Genomic DNA, 21,877 nt, shown 5'->3' with positions numbered 1-21,877 from the left:
GGTCGTGACCGTTCCGGCCCCGCGGGCCGCACGGCCGGCCGTCGTCGGGGCGGGCGTCACCGCCTGCGGGACCGCCGCGCTCGTCGCCGGCGTGACCGCCGTGACCGGGCCGGCCTGGTCGGTACGGGCGCCCGGCCTGCTGCCGCTGTCCGGGGTCACGATCGCGCTCGATCCGTTGAGTGGTGTCTTCGTCGGCGTCGTCGGTCTGGTCGCGGTGTGCGCGGGCGTGTTCGGCATCGGCTACACCGCGCGCGGAGGGCTGACCGGGCGGACCGTGCAGGCGGCACTTCCGCTGTTCGTGCTGGCCATGCTGCTCGTACCGGCGGCCGGCAGCGTCGGCACGCTGCTGCTGGGCTGGGAGCTGATGGCGTCGGCGTCGCTGCTGCTGGTGCTCGCCGAGCACCACCACCGGCCCGAGGTCGCCTCGGCGGGTCGCTGGTACGCGGTGATGACCCACCTCGGTTTCGTCGCCGTGCTGGCCGGGCTCCTGCTGTTCGCCGGGCACGCCGCCGACGGGTCGTTCCCCGCCCTGCGGGCCGCCGCGGCCGGGCTGGGCCCTGGCATCGCGACGGCCGTGTTCGCGCTGGTGCTCGTCGGGTTCGGGTCGAAGGCGGGCATCGTGCCGCTCCACGCGTGGCTGCCGAGGGCCCACCCGGAGGCGCCCAGCCACGTGTCCGCGCTGATGTCCGCGGCGATGGTCACGATGGGCGTGTACGGGCTGGTCCGGGTCGGCTTCGACCTGCTCGGCGGCGGACCGGCCTGGTGGTGGGTGCTGGTGTTGCTGCTGGGCGCCGCGTCGGCCGTGTACGGGATCCTGCAGGCCGCCGTCGCTACCGACCTGAAGGTCCTGCTCGGGTACTCGACCACCGAGAACATGGGACTGGTGCTGGTCGGCGTCGGCGCGGCCGGGCTGTTCGCCGCGTCCGGGCAGCGGACGGTGGCCGGGCTCGCGCTCGCCGCCGCGCTGCTGCACGTGCTCGCGCACGCCGCGTTCAAGACACTGCTGTTCCTTGCCGCCGGGTCGGTCGTGCAGGGCACCGGGACCCGCGACCTGGACGAGCTCGGCGGGCTGCGCACGCCGATGCCGGTGACGACCGCCGCGTTCGGGCTGGGCGCCCTGGCCGGGTCCGCGCTGCCGCCGGGCGCGGCGTTCGTCGGCGAGTGGCTGCTGCTCCAGGCGCTCGTGCACGGCCTGCCCGACGGCGGGGTCGCGGCCGCCGTCGTGCTGCCGGTCGCCGTGGCGGCACTGGCGCTGACCGCGGGAATGGCGGTGGTGACGTTCGTCAAGGCGTTCGGGGTCGGGTTCCTGGCCCGGCCCCGGTCCGCGGCGGCGGCCGCGGCCGTCGACGGGCCGGCGACCGTGACGGCCGGCCTGGCGGTGGCCGGGACGGCCTGCGCGCTGCTCGGGCTGCTGCCCTACGTGGTGCTGCCCGCGATCGGGCGGGTGGCCGCCGCGACCGTCGCCTCGGACGACCCGGTGACGGCGGACGCGCTGGTCGTCCGGCTCGCCGGGTTCACGGGCTCGCTCTCCCCGCTGCCGGTCGCGGCCGCCGTCGGCACGGCGGCGCTCGCGGTGGCCGTGGCGGTCCGACTGCTCGCCCCCGGACGGCGGCGCGCGACGCCCGCCGTCGTCCGGCCGTGGGACTGCGGCGCGGGCCCCATGCCGGCACGTACCGAGTACACGGCCACCTCGTTCGCCGAGCCGCTGCAGCGCGTGTTCGACGACGTCGTGCGCCCGGAGAGCGACGTCGACGTCACCCACCACCGGGAGTCGCGGTACCTGGTCGACGCCGTGCGGTACCGGCTACGCGTACCGGACCGGATCGAACACCGGCTGTACCTGCCGGTGCTGGCCGCGGTGCGGGCATGGGGACGCGCGGCGACCCGGCTCGCCGACGGCAGCGTGCACCGCTATCTCGGCTACGGCTTCGTCACCCTGTGCGGCGCGCTCGCGGTGCTGGCGGTGACCCGATGACCGCCCAGGGACTGCTGGGCGCCGGCGTGCAGCTCGTGCTCGTCGTGGCCGGGGCTCCGCTACTGGTGGGCCTGATGCGCCAGGTGCGGGCCCGGCTGGAGGGGCGGGCAGGCGCCGGGGTCGGCCAGCCGTGGCGCGACGTGCGCAAGCTGTTCGGCAAGGACCCGGTGACCCCGCGTGGGACCTCCGAGGTGTTCCGGGCGGCGCCCCTGGTGACGGTGGCCACGACGGTCGCGGTGGTGGCCGTGGTGCCGTTCGTGTCGACCTCGACGGTGCCGGAGCCGGGCGCCGACCTGTTCGTGGTCGTCGCGCTGCTGACCGCGGGCGCGGTCGCGACGGCGCTGGCCGGGCTGGACACCGGGACCGCGTTCGGCGGGATGGGGGCGAGCCGGGCGATCACGATCCTGGCGCTCGTCGAACCCACCCTGCTGGTGGCCGTGCTGGCGCTGTCGGTGCGCGTCGGTTCGACGGACATCGCCGACATCGTGTCCGCCACCCTGGCCGACCCGGCCCGGGTGACGAGCCCGGCGGGTGTGCTCGCCGCGGCGGGACTGGCGCTGGCGATCGTCGCCGAGACCGGGCGGCTCCCGGTGGACAACCCGAGCACCCATCTCGAGCTGACGATGGTGCACGAGGCGATGGTGCTCGAGTACGCGGGCCCGGACCTCGCGCTGGTCGAGCTCGCGTCGGCGATGCGGCTGACCGTGTTCCTCGGGCTGTGGTCGACGCTGTTCCTGCCGTGGGGGGTGGCCACCGGCACGGGCGTTGCGGAGCTGGCGCTCGGCGCCGTCCTGATCGTCGTCAAGATCGCGGTGCTCGGTGCGGCGCTGGCCGCGGCCGAGGTGTTCGTGGCGAAGCTGCGGCTGTTCCGCGTCCCCGAGCTGCTGGCGGGCTCGTTCCTGCTGACCGTGCTCGCCGTCGTCGCGGCGCTGGTGCCGGCGTGACCGCGCCCGGAGCGCACCTTCTCGACCTGTGTGCGGGCACGCTCCTGCTCACCGCCGTGCTGATCCTCTGGCGTCGCGAGCTGTCCGTCGTCGTCCGGATCTTCACCGTTCAGGGCCTCTCGCTCGCCGCGATGATCGCGGTGGTGGCGGCGACCGAGGGCTCGGCCGATCTGTGGGCCGTTGCGGCCGGGGTGCTGGTGCTGCGGGCCGGGGTGCTGCCGCACCTGCTGCGGCGGACGCTGACCGGCGGGGCGGCCGACCGGCGGGAGACGAGCCCGCTGGTCAACGTCGCGTCCTCGCTGCTCACCGCCGCGCTGCTGACGCTGCTGGCGGTTGCGGTGTCGCCGCCGCTCGTCGCGCTGGCGCCGTCGCCCGCCACGGCCGCGATCCCGGTCGGGCTGGCCGTCGTGCTGATCGGGTTCTTCGTGCTGGTGACCCGGCGCCGGGCGGTGTCGCAGCTGGTCGGGTTCCTGCTGATGGACAACGGGATCACCGCCGTCGGGTTCCTGACCACGGCCGAGCCGGGGCTCGTCGTCGAACTCGGCGTGTCGCTCGACCTGCTCCTCGCCGTACTCGTGCTGGGCGTGCTGACGGGGCGGATCCGGACCGCGTTCGGCGACACCGACCTCGACGAGCTCAGGGAGCTGCACGACTGATGGTCCTGCTGGTACTGGTCGCTCCCGTCGCCCTGCCCGCGCTGGCCGCGGCCGGTCATCTCCTCGTGCGCAGGCGCCGGGTGCGGGCGTGGCCGGGCATCGTGTCGGCCTGCCTCGTGCTCACCGCGGCCGTCGCGCTGGCCGTGCTGGTCACGTCCGGGGACCCGCCCGCGACGCCGTGGGCCCTGCTCCGCGCGGACGCGCCGAGCGCGTTCATGCTGCTGGTGGTCGCCGCCGTCGGGCTGATCGCGTGCGTCGCGACGCCCGCGCACCTGCGCGGCGAGATCCGCGCCGGCCGGGCCACCGCGCGGACCGCGGCCCGGCACTGCGCGCTGGTCCAGCTGTTCCTGTCCACCATGGCGCTGGCCGTACTCGCGGCGAACCTGGGGCTGCTCTGGGTGGCGATCGAGGCGACCACCGTGGTGACCGCATTCCTGGTCGGGCAGCGGCGCACCCGCCCGGCCGTGGAGGCGGCGTGGAAGTACGTGGTGATCTGCTCGACCGGCATCGCGCTGGCCCTGCTGGGGACGCTGCTGCTGGACTCCGCCGCGGGCCACGCCGGCTCCGGGCTGGCCTGGGTCGACCTGCAGGCCGCGGCGGGCGGGCTGGAACCCGGCGTCACCCGGATCGCCGTGGTGCTGCTCGTGCTGGGCTTCGGCACGAAGGCCGGGCTGGCCCCGCTGCACGCGTGGCTCCCGGACGCGCACAGCCAGGCCCCGGCTCCGGTGTCGGCGTTGATGTCGGGTGTGCTGCTGTCGATCGCCTGCTACGCACTGCTGCGGGTGCGCGCCGTCTCGGACGCGGCGCTGGGCCCCGCGTTCGCCCGCGGCCTGCTGGTGCTCGTCGCGCTCGCGTCACTGGCGATCGCGGCGAGCCTGCTGCTGGCCCAGCGCGACTACAAGCGGATGCTGGCCTACTCGAGCATCGAGCACATGGGACTGCTCGCGCTCGGCGCGGCCGTCGGCGGCCCGGTCGCCACCGCCGCCGTGCTGCTGCACGTGCTCGGCCACGGCCTGGCCAAGAGCACGCTGTTCCTGACGGCCGGGCACGTGTCGCAGTACACCGGCACCAGCCGGATCGACGACGTCACCGCGCTCGCCGCGCGCTCCCCGGTGCTGGCCGGGTGCTTCGGGGCCGGCGTGCTGGCCCTCGTCGGGTTCCCGCCGTTCAGTCTGTTCGCCAGCGAGCTGGCGATCGCCGGTGCCGGGTTCGACGCCGGCCTGGGCTGGGCCGTCGCCGTCGCGTTCGTGCTCGTCCTGGTCGCCTCCGCGGCCCTGCTCGGACACACCGGCCGGATGCTGCTCGGCCCGGCCACGTCCTGGCGGGGCACGGAACCGGACCCGCGCAGGTCAGGTCCCGTCACGACCGGCCCGGCCGCTGCCGGACGGACCGACCCGGGACCGACCTCCGAGCACACCGTCGCCGACCACGTCATCCGGCCCGCCGACGTCCCGGGCGCGGCCCGCGTCCCCGGCACCGCCGCACTGCCGGGGACGGCGGTCGCGGCGATCGTCGGCGGCCTGGCGGCGTGCGCGCTGCTGGGCGTCACCACCGGACCGCTCGGCACGCTCGTCGGCCAGGCGGCAGCCGTCCTGTCCGGAGGAGCGCCATGACGACCGGGACCACCACCGCCCACCGCACCGCGTACGACGTCACCCACGGCGAGCTGGAGCGGCGGGCCGTCGCCCTGCTCGACGACGGCTTCCGGCTCGCGCTCCTCGCGGGCCACGACGACGGCGCGGGGCACCTGCGCGCGGTGTACCTGTTCACCGCCGCCCGCCCCGACCGTCGGGTCGAGCTGCACCTGCACCTGGGCCCGGACCGCAGGCGGGTACCCAGCCTGGCCGCGCACTCGTTCCCGGCCGGCCGGTTCGAGCGCGAGATGCGCGACCTGTTCGGGATCGTCCCGGTCGACCATCCGCTACCCCGTCGGCTGGTCCGGCACTTCCACTGGCCGCGCGGCTGGTACCCGATGCTCGGCGACGCCGGCCCGCCGCCGGCGTTCGGCCAGGCGGACGGGCCCTACCCGTTCCGCGCCGTGGAGGGCCCCGGCGTCTACGAGATCCCGGTCGGCCCCGTGCACGCCGGCATGATCGAGCCGGGCCACTTCCGCTTCTCCGTGGTCGGCGAGACGATCCTCAACCTCAAGGCGCGGCTGTGGTTCGTGCACCGCGGCGTCGAGAAGCTGTTCGAGGGCCGCACGGCGGACCGCGGGGTGGAGCTCGCCGAGCGGGTCAGCGGGGACACCTCCGTCGGGCACGCACTGGCCTACTGCCAGGCCGTCGAGGACGCCACCGGCACCGCCCCCGGCGCGCACGGCGCGCGGCTGCGGGCCGTGCTGCTGGAGCTGGAGCGGCTCTACAACCACGCCACCGACATCGGGGCCCTGTGCAACGACGTCGGTCTCGCCGTGCTGAACAACCACGCCCAGCGGATCCGCGAGCAGTTCCTGCGGATCAACGACGAGGTGGCCGGTCACCGGTTGCTGCGCGGCGCCGTCGCACCCGGCTCGGTCAGGGTGCGCCGGCTGCCGGACCCGGCCAGGGTGCGTGCGCTGGGCGCGGACCTGGCCGAGGTGGCCGATCTCGCGCTCGGCAACAGCGTCGTGCGCGACCGGTTCGCCGGCACCGCCGTCCTCACCCCCGAGCAGGCGCACGACCTGGGCACGCTGGGCTACGTGGCGCGCGCGTCCGGCCTCGACGTGGACGCGCGCACCGACCACCCGGTGTCCGGCGTCCCCGCCCCGCCGTCCGTGCCGGCGCCCGAGGGAACGCGCGGCGGTGACGTGCTCGCCCGGTTCGTGACGCGGGTCCGGGAGGTGCAGGAGGCGGCGGCACTGATCGAGGTGCTGGTGCGGGAGGTCGACGGCCGGCTGCTGGCCCGCGCCGACCCGGACCGTGCGGCGACACCGACGGCGGGCAGCGGGGTGGGGATCGTCGAGGGATGGCGCGGCACGGTCGTGCACCGGGTGGAGGTCGGTCCCGACGGGACCCTGCGCCGGGTCAAGATCGTCGACCCGAGCTTCCTGAACTGGCCCGCGCTGCCGGTGGCTCTGGCCGGCACGATCGTTCCGGACTTCCCGTTGACCAACAAGAGCTTCAACCTCTCCTACGCCGGGAACGACCTCTGAACGCGCGGCCGGGAGGACCGGCCCCGGGTCGAGGAGTTGCTAAGATTTGCAAGACATCTCCGGGAGCGCGGCGCCGCCGCACGGAACGGGCGACCAGCCGAAGCGGGTGCGACGGGACATGCCATCGAGCGGGGACCGGCGGCCCGCGGTGACCCACCGACCGCTGTACCAGGCCAAGGCCGAGTTCTTCAAGACGCTCGGGCACCCGGTGCGGATCCGGGTGCTGGAGCTGCTGAGCGAGCGCGAGCACGCGGTGTCCGAGCTGCTCGGCGAGATCGAGGTCGAGCCTGCGAACCTCTCCCAGCAGCTCGCCGTGCTGCGCAAGGCGGGCCTGGTCGGCAACCGCAAGGAGGGCTCCGCCGTGCACTACTCGCTGACCAGCACCCGGGTCGCCGAGCTGCTCGGGGTGGCCAGGGCGATCCTCACCGGAGTTCTGTCCGAACAGATCGAGCTGCTGGAGGACCTGCGCTCCAGCTGAGCGGGTCAGGCCTGGGTGGCCGCCGCCGGAGCGGCCGGTTCGTCGCCCGCCAGGAGCTCCCCGACGCGGCGCAGGCCGTCGAGGTCGGCGATGTCGCCGGCGATCGCGGGCACCCGCACCACCGGCACCGACGGGTGCGCGCCGGAGAAGCGGGTGAGCAGGTGCTCCTCGCGCTCGGCCAGCTCGACGCGGTCGGCGTGCAGGCGCAGCACGGCGGCCGCGATCTGCGACCCGGCGCCACCCACGTTCTCCGCGGCACTGCGCGCGCGTGCCGCGGACACCGGCGCCAGCACCGGATGGGTCCGGTTCAGCACCAGCCCGGAGAGCGGCATGTCCTCCCCGGACAGGCGGTCGGTGAAGTAGGCGGCCTCGCGCAGCGCGTCCGGCTCCGGAGCGGCGACGACGAGGAACGCCGTCCCCGGCGAGCGCAGCAGCGCGTAGGTCTTCTGCGCCCGCTCCTGGAACCCGCCGAACATCGTGTCGAACGCCTGCACGAACGCGGACGCATCGGCCAGCATCTGGCCGCCGAGGATCGTGCCGACGGCCTTCGCGAACAGCCCGAACCCGGCTCCGACGAGCTTGCGGATGCCGCGGCCGCCGGCCCGCGCGGGGGACGACAGCAGCCGGATCATCCGGCCGTCGAGGAACGTGGACATCCGCTGCGGCGCGTCCAGGAAGTCCAGTGCCGACCGCGACGGCGGGGTGTCCACGACGACCAGGTCCCACTTCCCGGTCGCGACGAGCTGGCCCAGCTTCTCCATGGCCATGTACTCCTGCGTTCCGGAGAACGACGAGGAGATGGTCTGGTAGAACGGGTTCTCGATGATCTTGGCCGCGCGGTCCGGCGGGGCGTGCCCGTGCACCATCTCGTCGAACGTGCGGCGCATGTCCAGCATCATCGCGCTCAGCGTCCCGCGGTCCGGCCCACCCACACCGGCGACCGCGTGTGGCTCGTTGTCCAGCGCCTCCAGGCCGAGCGCCTGTGCGAGCCTGCGGGCCGGGTCGATCGTCAGCACGACGACCTGCCGTCCCCGTTCGGCCGCACGCAGGGCGAGCGCGGCGGACGTCGTCGTCTTGCCGACGCCTCCGGAACCACAGCAGACGACGACACGGGTGTCCGGGTCGTCGAGCACGGCATCGACGTCGAGTTCGGGGGCCTTGCGTGTCACCGACGTTCCTCCAGCGCGACGCCCTGTTCGGTCATCGACTCGGCCAGCTCGTAGAGCGTGCCCAGGTCCACCCCGCCGAGGTGCTGCGGCAGCGTGACCCGGGAGATCGGCGGGTCCAGCTGGGTGTCCAGCCGGGCCAGCGCCGCTGTCTCCCCGGCGACCTGCACGGCGTGTTCGACGGTCTCGGCGACCAGCCCGTCGATCTCCTCCGGTGCCAGCTCGAGACCGGCGCCCGCGAGCCCGTTGCGCACCCGGGAGGCGTCCACCCGGCCGTGCGCGGCGGCGGTCAGCGACCGGTCCGGCAGCCACTGCTCGCGCATCCGGTTCACGAACACGGTCCCGACCGGGAGACCTGCGCTCTCCAGCTCGTCGATCGTCTCCAACGTCTCGGTGACCGGCAGGTCGGCGAGCAGCGTCACCAGGTGCACGGCCGTGCGTTCCGAGTGCAGCAGCTCCTCGACGCCCTTGGCCTGCCCGTGGATCGGGCCGGTGCGGGCCAGGTCGGCCATCGCGCGGGTGACGTCGAGGAACGTGACCAGCCGTCCGGTCGGCGGGGCGTCGAGCACCACGGCGTCGTAGACGGGGCGGCCGTTCTCCGTGCGGGACACGCACTCCTTCGCCTTGCCGGTGAGCAGCACGTCGCGCAGGCCGGGAGCGAGCGTCGTCGCGAACTCGACGGCGCCCATCCGCCGGAGCGCGTGCCCGGCCATCCCGAGCCGGTAGAACATCTCGAAGTACTCGAGCAGGGCGGCCTCGGCGTCCACGGCCAGCGCGCGAACCTCTCCGCCACCCGGGGCGACGGCGATCCTCCGCTCCTCGTAGGGCAGCGGCGGGGTGTCGAACACCTGGGCGATGCCCTGACGACCCTCGACCTCGACGAGCAGCGTCCGGCGACCGCCAGCGGCGAGCGCGATCGCGAGGGCCGCGGCGACCGTGGTCTTGCCGGTGCCGCCCTTGCCGGACACCACGTGCAGACGCGCCGAGCGGAGCCGGGCGGGCCACGGGTCGGGGCGGACGGACGTCGTCACGGGCCTCAGACTACGGAGCGCGGGGCAGGTCGGCCCGGTGACGAACGTCGCCGTCCGCCGAGGCCGGGAGGATGATCGACTCCACGGCCGTTACCCTTTTTCCATGAGCTCCCCCGGCGTCCAGAAGTGGGAATACCTCAGCGCACCGGTGCTGATCCACAACACGAAGGCGATCCTGGACAACTTCGGTCAGGACGGCTGGGAGCTGGTGACCATCACCACGGGCGCCAACCCCGAGCAGCTGGTGGCGTTCTTCAAGCGCCCGGTCCAGGCATGACGCCGAAGGCCAAGCTGGCCGAGCTGGGGATCACGCTCCCGCCGGTCGCGACCCCGGCCGGGGCGTACATCCCGGCCCGTCGCTCCGGGAACCTCGTGTTCACGGCCGGCCAGGTGCCGTTCGTGGACGGCAAGCTCCCGGCCACCGGCAAGATCGGCGGTGACGTCTCCGCGGAGCAGGCCTACGACCTGGCCCGGATCTGCACGCTGAACGCGCTGGCCGCGATCGACGCGCTCGTCGGCCTGGACGCCGTGACCGGTGTGGTGAAGGTCGTCGGCTTCGTCGCGTCCTCGCCGGACTTCGGCGGGCAGCCCGGCGTGATCAATGGCGCGTCCGACCTGCTGGGCGAGGTGTTCGGGGAGGCCGGGGCGCACGCACGTTCCGCCGTAGGCGTCGCCGAGCTGCCGCTGAACGCGCCCGTCGAGGTCGAGCTGGTCGTCGAGGTCGGTTGACCGTGACCGCCGTCGTCGAGGGCGCCCCCGTGCAGGTTGCGGGACACGAGCTGCTGGTCCGGCTCGCCGGACGGCTGCCCGACGACGTGGTGTGGCGCCTGCGCGACTGGCTCGCCGCGGGCGCGCTCGGCTCCGTCGCCGCCGTGCTGCCGCGCGCCCTGCTGCGGCACCGGCTCGGCGTCACCGACCTCGAGCGCGAGCTGCTGTGGCGGTGCGTGGGCGAGCGGTCGCCGTCGTCGCGCATGGTCGACACCGTGCTGCCGTTGCCCGAGCTCGACGACCCGGGCGTCGCGTTCTCGGCGGGCACCGTGACGCACGATCTCGCGGCGATGTCCGCGACGTCCGTCGCCGCGGGCCACGCCGGGGTCGAGGAGCTGCGCCAGAGCTGGCGCGGTCCGCGCGGCGAGCAGCGGGTCCTGGTGGTGCTCGGCGCCGAGCGGCCGTGGGAGCTGACCGGGACGCTGCAGCGTCTGTTGCGCGTGCACGGCGACCGCACGCCGTGCGTCGAGGTGCTGCCGCTGGAGATGGAGGTCCCCTCCTATCACCAGGCGGCCGTCGTCGGATCCTCCGTGCTGTTCGCGCGCCCTCCGGCCCCGGCCGACGACGTCGCGACTCCCGACCCCGCGGGCGCGTTCGGTGCGCTGACCGGTACCTGACCGGTCGCGAAGCGAAGGAGACCTCCATGTCCGACGCCGTGGCCACGGCCCCGACCCCCGGGCACGAGCTCCTGCTCGGTCTGGCCGGATGGGTGGACGACGACCTGCTCGCGATCGCCCGCGAGCTCGTAGCGGTCGGTGAGGAGGCCGGGGCGCTGGAGCTGCTGGTCGCGACGCTGTCCGCCGGCCGCACGGTCCTGCCGCACTCCGTCCGTGACCGGCTGGCCGACGCCGCGGAGCGCCGGATCGGGGGCGATCTCGCCCGGCTGTTGCCTCCCGGCGCGTCGCTCCCGGATCGCACGCCGCACGTCTTCTCCACCGACGGCGGACAGCCGGGCGTTGCCGAGCGGATCCGCGAGGTCGCAGCCGGGCTGACGGCCGTCGCCCGCAGCGGTGCGCGCACGTCGGTGACCTGGCGGCTCACCCCGGCCGGGGCCGCGCCGGGTCCGGTGCCGCACCCCGTCGTGCTCATGGTGCTCGACGGGCCCGCGCCGGCCGAGGTGATCACGTATCAGGTCGGTGCGGCGCTGGCCAGGGCCGGTATCCCGGCGTCGGTCGAGGCGTTCGTGGACAGGGCCGCGCTCCCGCCGTACCAGCGGGCCGCGCTGGCGGCAGCGGGTTCCCCGGTCCGGACCCCGCCGTCGCCGATGCCGGTCGTCGTCCGGGACGATCTTCCCGGGGACGAGGCTCCCTCCTGGAGCGGGCCCTCCGCAGCCGTACCGGTGGTCGACGGGCCGCGTCCGGGCCACCCCGGTCCGGCGGTCGCGGCGCAGGCCGGGCACGGCGAGGACCTGCCGTGGGACGACGGCCCGCCGGCGGCGCCGGGCGACCGTGGCACCTCGACCGGGGACCACACGTCGTCGGCGGGTCGTGTCCCGTGGGTGGCGCCGAGCGACGACGGCCCGGGGGCGCGGGGCGACGAGAGCACCTGGCGGGAGTCCGCCGGCGACGGCATCGAGGAAGGGTCCACCGAGGACGGCGCACCCGGCCCGACCGGGATGCCGACCTGGACAGCTCCCGTCGTCGACGACCGGGGCGCACCCGACGGCGACGGCGCCGCGACCTTCGCGACGGGCGACACCTGGCAGGCCCATGACGACTCCCGCCGAGTGCCCACCCGGGACGTCGCGTGGAGCGCGCCGAACGGCGACACCGGCCGAGGAGCACCCGTCGACGGCGATGTCCGGCGAGTGCCCACCGACGACGACCCGGACGTGCCCACCATCGGAGGCGCCCCGGCCGCGTCGACCGACGGCGCCCGGAGAGCATCCGTCGAGGACGACACCCCACGACCACTCACCGGCGACGACGCCGGGAGCGCGCCGGCCGGCGACGGGTTCCCCACCGATACCGCCCGGCCGGGTTCCGTCGGCGGCGACTCCGGTGAGGCTGCGGGCGGCGACGGCTCCCACCGGGCGACGACCGGCGACGACGCGCACGAGGCGACGACCGGCGACGGCCGCGGGGTAGCGTCCGTCGGGGACCGCACCCCGTCGGCGCCGGCGGGCGGAAGGGGCCGGGAAGTGGCCCCGGACGACGCGGGTGGTCGGCCGTCGGTCGAGGACACCGGGGCGGTCTCGCCGGCAGGTGCGTCCTGGCCGGGTGCGCTGCAGAGCCGCGCGGCTTCCCGACCGGCGGGCCCGTCCGACGGAGATGCACGACCCGCACCGCAATCGGACCACCCGTCGAACCGTCAGGAGCCGGACCAGCAGCCGTCCGGTCCCGCCGAGGTCGATCCGGCCCGGTTCGATCCGGCCCGCAACGCCGTCGACCGCACCGTCCACGGCGGCAACGCGGTGCTCGGACGCCCGGAGAGCGCCCGGACGGGTACGCCGCCGTCGAACGGTCACAGCGTCCCGACGGCGGACGTCGGGCCCGATCCCGACCCGCCCGGCGGGACGAACGGCCACCCGTCGCCCCGTCCGGCACCTCGTCCGGCGCCGCGGACCGCCGCACCCGCCTCCGCGACGGACGATCCACCGGTCAACGGACACGGGACGGGCGCGGCAGCGTCTACATCGGATACACGTGCCGGCGAGCGGGAATGGGAACGGCAGTGGGGCTCCGGCAGCTGGTCGATGCCCGCCGCGGCGACGCCGGACCCGGATCTCGAGCCGGCCACGGCACCGACCCCGACCACCCCGCCACTCAGCCGCGTGACGCCGTCGCCGAACCGGCGGACGTCCGGGGACGAGCAGGCGGCGGACGTCCGGGAGTCCACGTCCGACGCCCAGCCGCGGCACCGTCTCGATGCGCCCGGGGCGGGCGCATCCGGGGCGCCCGCGTCCGGGGCGACCCGGCCGAGCTCGGCCGCGTTCGAGCCGGCGCCGTCCGAGTCGGGCGCACCCACCGACGCCGGGGAGGACGTCCTGGACAGCCGGCTGACCCCGAACGAGCAGGAGCTGCTCCGACGGCTCCAGGCCGAGCTCGCCGCGCGGGAGGGCGGATCGGGGGATGCGCCGCGCAACGGCACGTCGCACCCGCCCGCGCAGGACTGACCCGGCTCAGCCGGCCGCGCCCCGGATCTCGTCGACGATCTCCTGCAGCCGCAGCGCGCGGGCCGCGTCGACGGCGGGCCCAGGACGTCCGGGCCCGACGGCGAACGCGAGCTCGTCGAGCATCCGCCCGTAGCAGGTGGTGGCGTCGTCGGAGCGGGCGCGCAGCACGTGCCGCCCGGCGGGCCCGAACACGCCGAACTCCATCTCGGTCGGGTCCACCGGCAGGCGCAGCGAGAGCGTCATCGTGCTGCGTGCGCCGCCGGCGTGCGCGAGCCCGACCCGCCAGACGTCCGGGTCGGTCCGCCGCGCCATGTCCACACCGGTCACCGGACCGAGCGCGGTGTCCAGCAGGTCGATCACGTGCGGGCCGATGTCCAGCAGCGCGCCGTGTTCCGCCCGCCATGCCGACCGGTGGTACGGACCGCCGAGCAGCGAGCCGGACAGCCACCGGGCGACACCGACCGTGTCCTGGCCAGCGGGCCCGGGGCCGATGCCGTCCAGCCAGGCCAGCACGGCGTCGTCGAAGCGCAGGACGAGCACCGTCGTCGAGTGGACCCCGGCGGCGGCGACCGCGTCCGCGACCCGGCGCGCGCCCGCCAGGTCCTCGCCCAACGGCTTCTCCAGCACGAGGTGCCTGCCGGCCGCGGCGACATCGGGCGCGAGCTCCGCCTGCACGGCGGGCGGCACGGCGAACGCGATCACGTCGGTGTCGTCCACGAGCTCGTCGAGCGTGCGGTACGGGCGTCCGCCGAACTCGTCGCAGAGATCGCCGGCGGCCTCCGGCCTGCGCGTCCAGACGCCCTGGAACCGGAACCACGGATGCTGGGTCAGCGACGGCGCGTGCACCCGCCACGCCCACGGTCCGGCGCCGACCAGCCCGATCCGCAGCCGCTCGCTCGTCATGGCGGTCATCATCACGTGCCCCGGTCCCCGCATCATGACCTAGGGTCCGGGCATGGCGCAGAGCAGCGGGGAACCGGTCGTTCCGAGGCCGGCCGCGACCGTCCTGCTCGTCCGCGACGCCCCGGACGGCGGCCTCGAGGTCTTTCTCCAACGGCGGGTGTCCGGCATGGCCTTCGCCGGCGGCATGACCGTGTTCCCGGGCGGCGGCGTCTCGTCGTCCGACGTCCCGGACCCGACGCGCTGGCGCGGACCCTCTCCGGCGGAGTGGGGCCGCAGGCTGGACTGCGAGCCGGAGCTCGCCGGGTCGTTCGTGCAGGCGGCGATCCGGGAGACGTTCGAGGAGTGCGGCGTCCTGCTGGCCGGAGCCGCCGACGGCCCACCGGTGCCGCTGCCGGACGCCGAGCGCTGGCGCGACGACCTGAACGAGCGCCGTCGCACACTCGGGGAGCTGCTCGTCGACCACGATCTCGTGCTCCGTACGGACCTGCTGGAGGGCTGGGCGCGGTGGATCACCCCACCGGCCAACCCGCGCCGCTACGACACGGCGTTCCTGATCGCCCGCGTCCCGGACGGCCAACGCGCCGACGACAGGACGACCGAGGCCGTCGAGGCTCGGTGGTGGACGCCGGCGAACGCGTTGCGCGCCTACGAGGGGCTGGAGATCGAACTGATGGCGCCGACCCTGCGCACGCTGCAGGAGCTCGGTGAGCACGGGTCGGCCGGGGACGCGCTCACCGCCGCGCCGGGCCGGTCGATCACCCCGGTGATCCCGCGGGTGCGGCGCGAGGGGAGCTCGGTGAGCGTCGTGCTGCCCGGCGATCCGGACTGGGAGACCGCCGCTGACCACCTCACCCCGAAGGGACCGGCGTGATGAGCGAACACCCTGCGTACGGCGAGCTGCGACCGGTGCGCCAGGCCGCGTCGGTGCTGCTGCAGAACAACCCGAACCACATGACGCTCGACGGCACGAACTCGTGGGTGCTGTCCGATCTCGGGTCGCCGGCGCGGGTGGTCGTCGACCCCGGGGAGGACGACGGCGAGCACCTCGAGCAGCTGGCCGACGGACCGCCCGTCGCACTCGTGCTGCTCACCCATCACCACCACGACCACGCGGGCGGCATCGACCGCTTCGTCGAGCTGACCGGCGCGCCGGTACGGGCGCTGGACCCGTCGCTCTGCCGGCGGGCCGAACCGCTGACCGACGGCGAGACGATGTTCGTCGCGGGCGTGAACATCCGGGTGATCGCGACGCCGGGCCACACGGCGGACTCGCTGTCGTTCCTGGTCGGCGGCAACGACCCGGCGCTGCTGACCGGCGACACGATCCTCGGGAGGGGCACGACGGTCATCGCGCACCCGGACGGCGCGCTCGGGCCCTACCTGGACTCGCTGCGACTGCTGGCCGAGCTGATCCCGGCCGGCACGCCGGTCCTGCCGGGTCACGGGCCGGAGCTCCCGGACGCGACCGCCGTCGCACGGGAGTACCTGGCGCACCGTGAGCAACGCCTGGACCAGGTCCGCGCGGCGCTGGAGAAGCTGGGGCCGGACGCGACACCGCGCGAGGTCGTCGAGATGGTGTACGCCGACGTCGAGGAGAAGCTCTGGGACGCGGCGGAGTGGTCGGTCCGCGCGCAGCTGGACTACCTGCGAGGCTGAGATCGGGCCGAGATCGCACGTACGGCGGTCGGCCGCGTCGGGGAGCCACCACCGGTGCGATGTCGTCGGGTGGAGCCGTTCAGGACAGCCCGGACCGACTCAGACCGGCGACACCTCGCGCTCCGCCGCGGGGACGACCGTCCGTCGTCGGAGCCACAGCACGCACGCCACGACGAGGCCCAGCACCGGGCCGACGGCGAACCCGGCCGGCCCGACCGTGTCCACGGCCAGGCCCGCCAGGGACTGGCCGGCGGACACGCCGATCACGGCCGACGTGACGACCCAGCTGAACGCCTCGGCCGCCGACGAGTCCGGCGCGGTGAGGTCGACGCCGTGCGAGTGTGCGGTGACCTGCGGCGTGATCGTGGCGCCGGCCAACAACAACGTCACCGCGAGCAGGGGCAGCGACCGGAGCGGGGCGACCAGCGCCGTCAGTCCGACGAGAACGGCGAACGTCCCGAGCAGGACCGGAAGCCGCCGTCCCATCGAGCGCGGCCACGGCCTCAGCCCGTAGAGCACGCCGGCGGCCACCGAGATCACCGACCACGCCGACAGCAGGAGGCCGCCCGCGGCGGGTGACCCCGCCGCCGTCGCAGCGGCAGGTACTCCGACCTCGACGGACCCGATGACCAGGCCGAACCCGAGTGAGGCGAGCGCGACCGTCCGCAGGCCGGGACGCCGGATCACGCCGAGCATCCCGGCCCGCTCCACGACGGCCGACCGGGCCGACGCGCTGCGGGCGCGCACCCGGGGGGACAGCGCGAACAGGACCGTGCCGGTCGCCATCGCCGCGACGGCCGCGACGAGTGCGGTGCCGGGCCACGGCGTCGTCGCGACGAGCAGGGCCGCGAGCCCCGGCCCGAGGATGAAGAACACCTCGAGACTGATCGCCTCGTAGTTGAACGCCGCCTCCCGGACCGGGCCGGACGGCGTCAGGTCCGTCCACAGTGCCCGGGACGCGCCCTCGATCGACGGGCTGAACAGGCCGGTCGTGACGGCGAGCGGGAACAGCGTCGCGAGACCGTGACCGCGGTCGACGACCACCACCAGGAACCCGCCCGCCACGGCGAACAGCGCGGCCACGACGAGCAGCGGGCGGGTCGGGCCGAGCCGGTCGACGACACGGCCCTGCACGACCATCCCGACGGCGGTCCCCGCGAGCACGCCCGCCGACACGGCGCCGCCGACGGCGAACGACCCCTGCACCGCGTGCACGTAGAGCAGCACGGCAAGGCTCAGCATCGCGATCGGCAGCCGGCCGAGCGCGGACGCGAGTACGGGTGCCACCGCCCCTGGCGTCCTCAGGGCAGCGCGGTAGTGACGCAGGGAGGCGGGCACGCCTCCAGCATCACACGGACTGGTACGGGCGTACCAGTCGGTGGGGTCGACCTAGCGGGCCCGGCGGGCGAGGCGCTCCGGCTCCAGGATCAGGACGCTCTTGCCCTCGAGACGCAGCCAGCCGCGGTGGGCGAAGTCGGCGAGCGCCTTGTTGACCGTCTCGCGGGAGGCGCCGACCAGCTGGGCGATCTCCTCCTGTGTGAGGTCGTGCGTGACCCGCAGCAGGCCGGACTCCTGCGACCCGAACTGGCGGGCCAGCTGGAGCAGCGACTTCGCGACACGACCTGGCACGTCGGTGAAGATCAGGTCGGCGAGCATGTTGTTCGTCCGGCGCAGCCTGCGCGCCAGCACCCGCAGCAGCTGCTCGGCGATCTCCGGGCGCTTGCCGATCCACTCGCGGAGCGCGGTGCGGTCCATGGTGAACGTCCGCACCTCGGTGACCGCCGTGGCGGTCGACGTTCGCGGGCCCGGGTCGAAGATCGAGAGCTCGCCGAACATGTCCGACGGCCCGGCGACCATCAGCAGGTTCTCCCGGCCGTCGGGGGACTTGCGGCCGAGCTTCACCTTGCCGCCCGACACGATGTAGAGCCGGTCGCCCGGCTCACCCTCGGAGAAGATCACCTGGCCACGGGAGAACTCGGCCGGCTCCAACGCCTCGGCCAACGCCTCTGCGGCCTGGGGCTCCACTCCCTGGAAGATCCCGGCCCTGATGAGAACCTCGTCCACTGAAACTCCTCGTTCACCGGCCGCACGGGTGCGCAGCGGGTCGTCGGCGCGCCAGTGTAGAGCCCGGGGGCAACCCGATGCGCAGCGACAACCCGAACGGGCGCGAGCCCGATCAGGTCCGCTCACCCGTTCGGCTTTGCGCGATGGGGTCAGGGCGACGGGATACGGCTCCGTCGAGCGCCCCGGCGACGGCTCCGGTTGCGGAGCCGGAACAGCTCCAGAGCCCGTCCCGTCCCCTGTCTGAACAGTGCGCGCAGCTCGTCCGGACGGGGCTGCTCCAGCAGCTCGTCCAGCTCGTCCTGCCGGACGGTGGACTCCCGCAGCCGGGACTCGACGCGCTCCATACCGAGCGCGAAGAACATCACCAGCAACGGCACGAGGACGGACAACCAAGCAGTCATGGCACTGTTGATCCTCCCGCATCGGGACCGGACTCCGTCGCCCGGGGGGCCGATGTCGGAGAGCCCGATACCCATTCGTGATGCCTCATCGGCGTGTCCGCCCTTCTTGTTACCGGTCGGACGGTGGGACCCCACCCGTGCCGCTGCTCCGCCGCTCGACCGCCGCGGCTCGGTGTCGGTGTGTCCCCGTAGTCTCGGATTCGTGAGTACCTCCGTCGGGCGCCCCACGCCGCGGGCCGCAGCCACGCTCGCCGCACGCGTCGCCGCGGGGGAGAGTCCGCTGGGCCGGGCGCGCCGCGTCGGGCGCATCCTGCGCGCCCTGGCCGTCGCGTACCCCGACGCGCACTGCGAGCTCGACTTCCGCACACCGCTGGACCTCGCGGTCGCGACGATCCTGTCCGCCCAGTGCACCGACGAGCGGGTCAACCAGGTCACGCCCGGCCTGTTCGCCGCGTACCCGACGGCGGCGGACTACGCGGGAGCCGACCGCACCGAGCTCGAGGAGCGGATACGTCCGACCGGCTTCTACCGGAACAAGACGAACTCGCTGATCGGTCTCGGCTCGGCCGTCGTCGAGAAGTTCGGCGGTGAGCTGCCGAACCGGCTGGAGGATCTGGTCACGCTGCCGGGCATCGGGCGCAAGACGGCGAACGTCATCCTCGGCAACGCGTTCGGCATCCCCGGCATCACGGTGGACACCCACTTCGGGCGTCTGGTCCGCCGCTGGGGATGGACCTCCGAGGAGGACCCGGTCAAGGTCGAGCACGAGATCGGCGAGCTCGTGCCGAAGCGGGACTGGACGATCGTGTCCCACTACGTGATCTTCCACGGCCGCCGCGTCTGTCATGCGCGCAAGCCGGCGTGCGGGGCCTGCACGCTCGCGTCGGACTGCCCGGCGTTCGGTACCGGTCCGACCGACCCGGCCGAGGCCGCGAAGCTGGTCAAGGGTGTCGAGCGTCCGCACCTGCTGGAGCTGGCCGGGCTCGGTGACCTGGCCGGGGACGGGCGGTGACGCGCGGGCGGATCACCGCGACCCGGACGGAGATCGGGGCGACGGTGGTCGTCGTCCTGCTGGCGGCGATCGCGGTCTTCGCGCTGTGGCCGTCCTCACCATCGTCGTCCTCCGTTGACGGAGCTCCGACGACCGCTGTCGCCGAACCGGACAACGACCCGGCGTCGGCCGACCCGGCCGCGCTGGCGGCGGCGCGGGCAGCCGCCGGGACGGTGCCGTGTCCCGCGCCGACCGGGCGCCCGGCGTCCGGCCCGCTGGCCGGCGTTCAGGTGCCGTGCCTGGGCACCGACGGGCGCGCGGACGTCGGGGCCGTGCTCGCCGGTCGTCCCGCTCTGATCAACGTGTGGGCGTCCTGGTGCGCGCCGTGCCGCGAGGAGCTGCCCGCGATCGCGGCCTACGCGGCACGGCCGGACGCGACGCCGGTGCTGACCGTGGACGTCCGGGACGACCCGGTCGCCGCCCTCGGCCTGCTGCGCGAGCTGCGGGTGGCCCTGCCCGCGGTGACCGACCCGGCGGGCGCGCTGCGCGCCGCGCTCGACGTGCCGCCCGCGCTCCCGGCGAGCTACGTCGTCCGCGCGGACGGCTCGGTGTCCCGCGTTGACCCACCGACGCCGTTCCGGTCGGCGGAGGAGGTGGCGGCCGCCGTGGAGAGGTTGTCGTGACGGCCGTCGACCCGCTGGCCACGCCGGAGACGCTGCGCCCCCTGCTGGAGGCCGCACAGGGGCTGGACCCGGAGTGGTTCGGGGCCCGCCGGATCCCGGCGTCCGGCGAGGGCCGACGAGCGGCCGTGCTGATGCTGTTCGCCGACGAGGGCGGGTCGCCGGACGTGCTGCTCACCGAGCGGGCGAGCACGTTGCGCGCGCACGCGGGCCAGGTCTCGTTCCCGGGCGGCGGCATCGACCCGGGCGACGACGGGCCGGTCGCCGCCGCGCTGCGCGAGGCGCAGGAGGAGACCGGACTGGACCCGGACGGCGTCGCGCCCCTGGCCGTCCTGCCCGACCTGCTGATCCCGCCGACCGGTTTCGTCGTGACGCCGGTGCTCGCGCACTGGATCGTGCCGACGCCGGTCCGCGTGGTCGACCCGGGCGAGACGGCACGGGTGCTGCGGGTGCCGGTGGAGACGCTCTGCGACCCGGCGAACCGGTTCTCCGTGCGTGGTCCACGAGGTCACGTGGGTCCCGCATTCCGGACGGCGGGTCTGGTGATCTGGGGATTCACCGCTGGCCTATTGTCCGCACTGCTGCACCGCTCCGGATGGGAGCGTCCGTGGGACGCGAGCGATCCGGAGGACGTGGATGTCGCCTGGGAACGGGCGCGGGCCGAGTACGCCGATGGCCGGGGGAGTTCGTCGTGAGTTGGGTCGACCTGGTCGTGGTCGTGCTCGCCCTGCTGGCCGCGGTCTCCGGGTGGCGGCACGGTGTTGCGGTCGCGCTGTTGTCGTTCGTCGGCGTGCTTGCCGGGGCGATCCTCGGGCTGCGGCTGGCGCCGCTGCTGGCCGAGACGGTCGAGTCGCAGCAGGCCAAGATCCTGATCAGTCTCGCGGCGGTGGTGCTGCTCGTCGCGCTCGGCGAGGCCACCGGCGTCTACTTCGGACGACGCATCCGGGACCGGATCCGCGGCGAGGGCACGCTGAAGGTGGACTCGGCGCTGGGCGCGGCCGTCCAGGCGATCGCCGTGGTGATCGCGGCCTGGTTGATCGCGCTGCCGCTGGCCTCGACGAGCCTCACCGGCCTGACGCAGGGCGTGCGCGGGTCCACCGTGCTCGCCGGCGTCGACTCGGTGATGCCCGCCGCCGCGCGCCAGCTTCCCGCCGAGCTGCGGCAGATCCTGGACAGCTCCGGGTTCCCGGACGTGGTCAGCCCGTTCTCCCGGACCCCGGTCGCCGCCGTCGGTCCGCCGGACGCCTCGCTGGCCGACTCGCAGGTCGTCCGAGACGTGCGGCCGAGCGTGCTGAAGGTGCGCGGCCGGGCGCCGTCGTGCAGCAAGGCACTGGAGGGCACCGGCTTCGTCGTCGCCCCGCAGCGTGTGATGACGAACGCGCACGTCGTGGCCGGGACGTCGACCACCAGCGTCGAGGTCACCCGCCGCTCCGGCGCCACCCGCCAGCTGTCGGCCACCGTGGTCAGCTACGACCCCGAGGTCGACATCGCCGTGCTCGACGTGCCGGACCTGGACGCCGACCCGTTGCAGTTCAGCCCGGACCCGGCGGGTGTCGGGGACGACGCGATCATCCTCGGCTACCCGCTGGACGGCCCCTACACGATCACGCCCGGCAAGATCCGCGAGCGGATCCGCCTGCGCGGGCCGGACATCTACGACCAGGGCAGCGTCACCCGCGACGTCTACACCGTGCGCGCCGTGGTCCGCTCCGGGAACTCCGGCGGCCCGATGATCGCCCCCGACGGCCGGGTGCTGGGTGTGGTGTTCGGCGCGGCCCTTGACGACTCCGAGACCGGTTTCGTGCTCACCGGCGAGCAGGTCGCCGCGGCGCTCAACGCGGCCGCCAGCGGCTCGACGCGCGAGGTCCAGACGGGAGACTGCGCCGCCTGACGATCCCATTATCTGGGATCACCTCGCC

The 21,877-nt window shown here is 74.7% G+C and carries 22 protein-coding genes; 16 read left to right on the top strand and 6 right to left on the bottom strand.

Annotation, left to right across the window (positions count from 1 at the left end):
• The first annotated feature begins 4 nt into the window (after positions 1-4).
• From EV378_RS18490 to EV378_RS18465, 6 genes are all read left to right on the top strand, one after another.
• Positions 5-1,975 carry a proton-conducting transporter transmembrane domain-containing protein gene (locus EV378_RS18490; RefSeq protein ID WP_243653538.1) on the top strand — a complete coding sequence of 657 codons (1,971 nt, stop codon included), beginning with the start codon at positions 5-7 and terminating at the stop codon, positions 1,973-1,975.
• On the top strand, positions 1,972-2,919 hold the full coding sequence (locus EV378_RS18485) for a respiratory chain complex I subunit 1 family protein (RefSeq protein ID WP_132427066.1): 948 nt from the start codon (positions 1,972-1,974) through the stop codon (positions 2,917-2,919). Before EV378_RS18490 ends, EV378_RS18485 begins: the two co-directional genes overlap by 4 nt.
• Positions 2,916-3,575, top strand: a complete 660-nt coding sequence (locus EV378_RS18480; protein WP_132427064.1) for a hypothetical protein — start codon at positions 2,916-2,918, stop codon at positions 3,573-3,575. The genes EV378_RS18485 and EV378_RS18480 overlap by 4 nt, the downstream gene beginning before the upstream one ends.
• Positions 3,575-5,188, top strand: a complete 1,614-nt coding sequence (locus tag EV378_RS18475) for a proton-conducting transporter transmembrane domain-containing protein (RefSeq protein ID WP_132427062.1) — start codon at positions 3,575-3,577, stop codon at positions 5,186-5,188. Before EV378_RS18480 ends, EV378_RS18475 begins: the two co-directional genes overlap by 1 nt.
• Entirely contained in the window at positions 5,185-6,705 is a 1,521-nt protein-coding gene (locus EV378_RS18470; RefSeq protein WP_132427061.1) for a hydrogenase large subunit, read from the top strand. The genes EV378_RS18475 and EV378_RS18470 overlap by 4 nt, the downstream gene beginning before the upstream one ends.
• A gap of 148 nt (positions 6,706-6,853) precedes the next feature.
• Entirely contained in the window at positions 6,854-7,183 is a 330-nt protein-coding gene (locus EV378_RS18465; RefSeq protein ID WP_243653537.1) for an ArsR/SmtB family transcription factor, read from the top strand.
• A 5-nt stretch (positions 7,184-7,188) separates the two neighbouring features.
• On the opposite strand, the gene bagB is transcribed toward EV378_RS18465, so the two are convergent.
• Both bagB and bagA read right to left on the bottom strand, forming a co-directional pair.
• On the bottom strand, positions 7,189-8,352 hold the full coding sequence (gene bagB / locus EV378_RS18460) for an ATPase BagB (protein ID WP_132427057.1): 1,164 nt from the start codon (positions 8,350-8,352) through the stop codon (positions 7,189-7,191).
• Positions 8,349-9,380 carry an ATPase BagA gene (gene bagA / locus EV378_RS18455; protein WP_132427055.1) on the bottom strand — a complete coding sequence of 344 codons (1,032 nt, stop codon included), beginning with the start codon at positions 9,378-9,380 and terminating at the stop codon, positions 8,349-8,351. The genes bagB and bagA overlap by 4 nt, the downstream gene beginning before the upstream one ends.
• A gap of 103 nt (positions 9,381-9,483) precedes the next feature.
• Between bagA and sp36 the strand changes: the two genes are divergently transcribed.
• The 4 genes from sp36 to EV378_RS18435 are packed head-to-tail and all read left to right on the top strand — an operon-like array spanning position 9,484 to position 13,263.
• Positions 9,484-9,657 carry a Sp36 family protein gene (sp36, locus tag EV378_RS18450; protein ID WP_132427053.1) on the top strand — a complete coding sequence of 58 codons (174 nt, stop codon included), beginning with the start codon at positions 9,484-9,486 and terminating at the stop codon, positions 9,655-9,657.
• Positions 9,654-10,109: a RidA family protein gene (locus EV378_RS18445; RefSeq protein ID WP_132427051.1), complete on the top strand. Its 456-nt coding sequence runs from the start codon at positions 9,654-9,656 to the stop codon at positions 10,107-10,109. Before sp36 ends, EV378_RS18445 begins: the two co-directional genes overlap by 4 nt.
• Before the next feature lie 2 nt (positions 10,110-10,111).
• A complete protein-coding gene (locus tag EV378_RS18440) occupies positions 10,112-10,765 on the top strand; it encodes a hypothetical protein (protein WP_132427049.1) in 654 nt (217 codons plus the stop codon).
• Between the two features lie 26 nt (positions 10,766-10,791).
• On the top strand, positions 10,792-13,263 hold the full coding sequence (locus EV378_RS18435) for a hypothetical protein (protein ID WP_132427047.1): 2,472 nt from the start codon (positions 10,792-10,794) through the stop codon (positions 13,261-13,263).
• 6 nt (positions 13,264-13,269) lie between these two features.
• On the opposite strand, the gene EV378_RS18430 is transcribed toward EV378_RS18435, so the two are convergent.
• Entirely contained in the window at positions 13,270-14,166 is an 897-nt protein-coding gene (locus EV378_RS18430) for a Gfo/Idh/MocA family protein (RefSeq protein WP_243653536.1), read from the bottom strand.
• Between the two features lie 52 nt (positions 14,167-14,218).
• Between EV378_RS18430 and EV378_RS18425 the strand changes: the two genes are divergently transcribed.
• A complete protein-coding gene (locus EV378_RS18425) occupies positions 14,219-15,037 on the top strand; it encodes an NUDIX hydrolase (RefSeq protein ID WP_132427045.1) in 819 nt (272 codons plus the stop codon).
• Positions 15,037-15,822, top strand: a complete 786-nt coding sequence (locus EV378_RS18420; RefSeq protein ID WP_132427043.1) for an MBL fold metallo-hydrolase — start codon at positions 15,037-15,039, stop codon at positions 15,820-15,822. Before EV378_RS18425 ends, EV378_RS18420 begins: the two co-directional genes overlap by 1 nt.
• A gap of 99 nt (positions 15,823-15,921) precedes the next feature.
• On the opposite strand, the gene EV378_RS18415 is transcribed toward EV378_RS18420, so the two are convergent.
• From EV378_RS18415 to EV378_RS18405, 3 genes are all read right to left on the bottom strand, one after another.
• The gene (locus EV378_RS18415; protein ID WP_243653535.1) at positions 15,922-17,109 is read right to left on the bottom strand and encodes an MFS transporter; all 1,188 of its coding nucleotides are present in this window, start codon (positions 17,107-17,109) and stop codon (positions 15,922-15,924) included.
• Between the two features lie 102 nt (positions 17,110-17,211).
• Positions 17,212-17,886, bottom strand: a complete 675-nt coding sequence (locus EV378_RS18410) for a Crp/Fnr family transcriptional regulator (protein ID WP_132427039.1) — start codon at positions 17,884-17,886, stop codon at positions 17,212-17,214.
• 149 nt (positions 17,887-18,035) lie between these two features.
• Positions 18,036-18,287 carry a hypothetical protein gene (locus tag EV378_RS18405; protein ID WP_132427037.1) on the bottom strand — a complete coding sequence of 84 codons (252 nt, stop codon included), beginning with the start codon at positions 18,285-18,287 and terminating at the stop codon, positions 18,036-18,038.
• Positions 18,288-18,489: 202 nt separating this feature from the next.
• Between EV378_RS18405 and nth the strand changes: the two genes are divergently transcribed.
• The 4 genes from nth to EV378_RS18385 are packed head-to-tail and all read left to right on the top strand — an operon-like array spanning position 18,490 to position 21,849.
• On the top strand, positions 18,490-19,299 hold the full coding sequence (nth, locus tag EV378_RS18400; protein ID WP_207908705.1) for an endonuclease III: 810 nt from the start codon (positions 18,490-18,492) through the stop codon (positions 19,297-19,299).
• Entirely contained in the window at positions 19,296-19,961 is a 666-nt protein-coding gene (locus EV378_RS18395; protein ID WP_243653534.1) for a TlpA family protein disulfide reductase, read from the top strand. Before nth ends, EV378_RS18395 begins: the two co-directional genes overlap by 4 nt.
• A complete protein-coding gene (locus tag EV378_RS18390; RefSeq protein ID WP_132427035.1) occupies positions 19,958-20,653 on the top strand; it encodes an NUDIX hydrolase in 696 nt (231 codons plus the stop codon). Before EV378_RS18395 ends, EV378_RS18390 begins: the two co-directional genes overlap by 4 nt.
• Positions 20,650-21,849: a MarP family serine protease gene (locus EV378_RS18385; RefSeq protein WP_132427033.1), complete on the top strand. Its 1,200-nt coding sequence runs from the start codon at positions 20,650-20,652 to the stop codon at positions 21,847-21,849. The genes EV378_RS18390 and EV378_RS18385 overlap by 4 nt, the downstream gene beginning before the upstream one ends.
• The last annotated feature ends 28 nt before the right edge of the window (positions 21,850-21,877 follow it).

The sequence above is a fragment of the Pseudonocardia endophytica genome (genome assembly GCF_004339565.1).
Classification (GTDB): domain Bacteria; phylum Actinomycetota; class Actinomycetes; order Mycobacteriales; family Pseudonocardiaceae; genus Pseudonocardia; species Pseudonocardia endophytica.
This window is presented reverse-complemented; position numbering and strand designations above follow the sequence as displayed.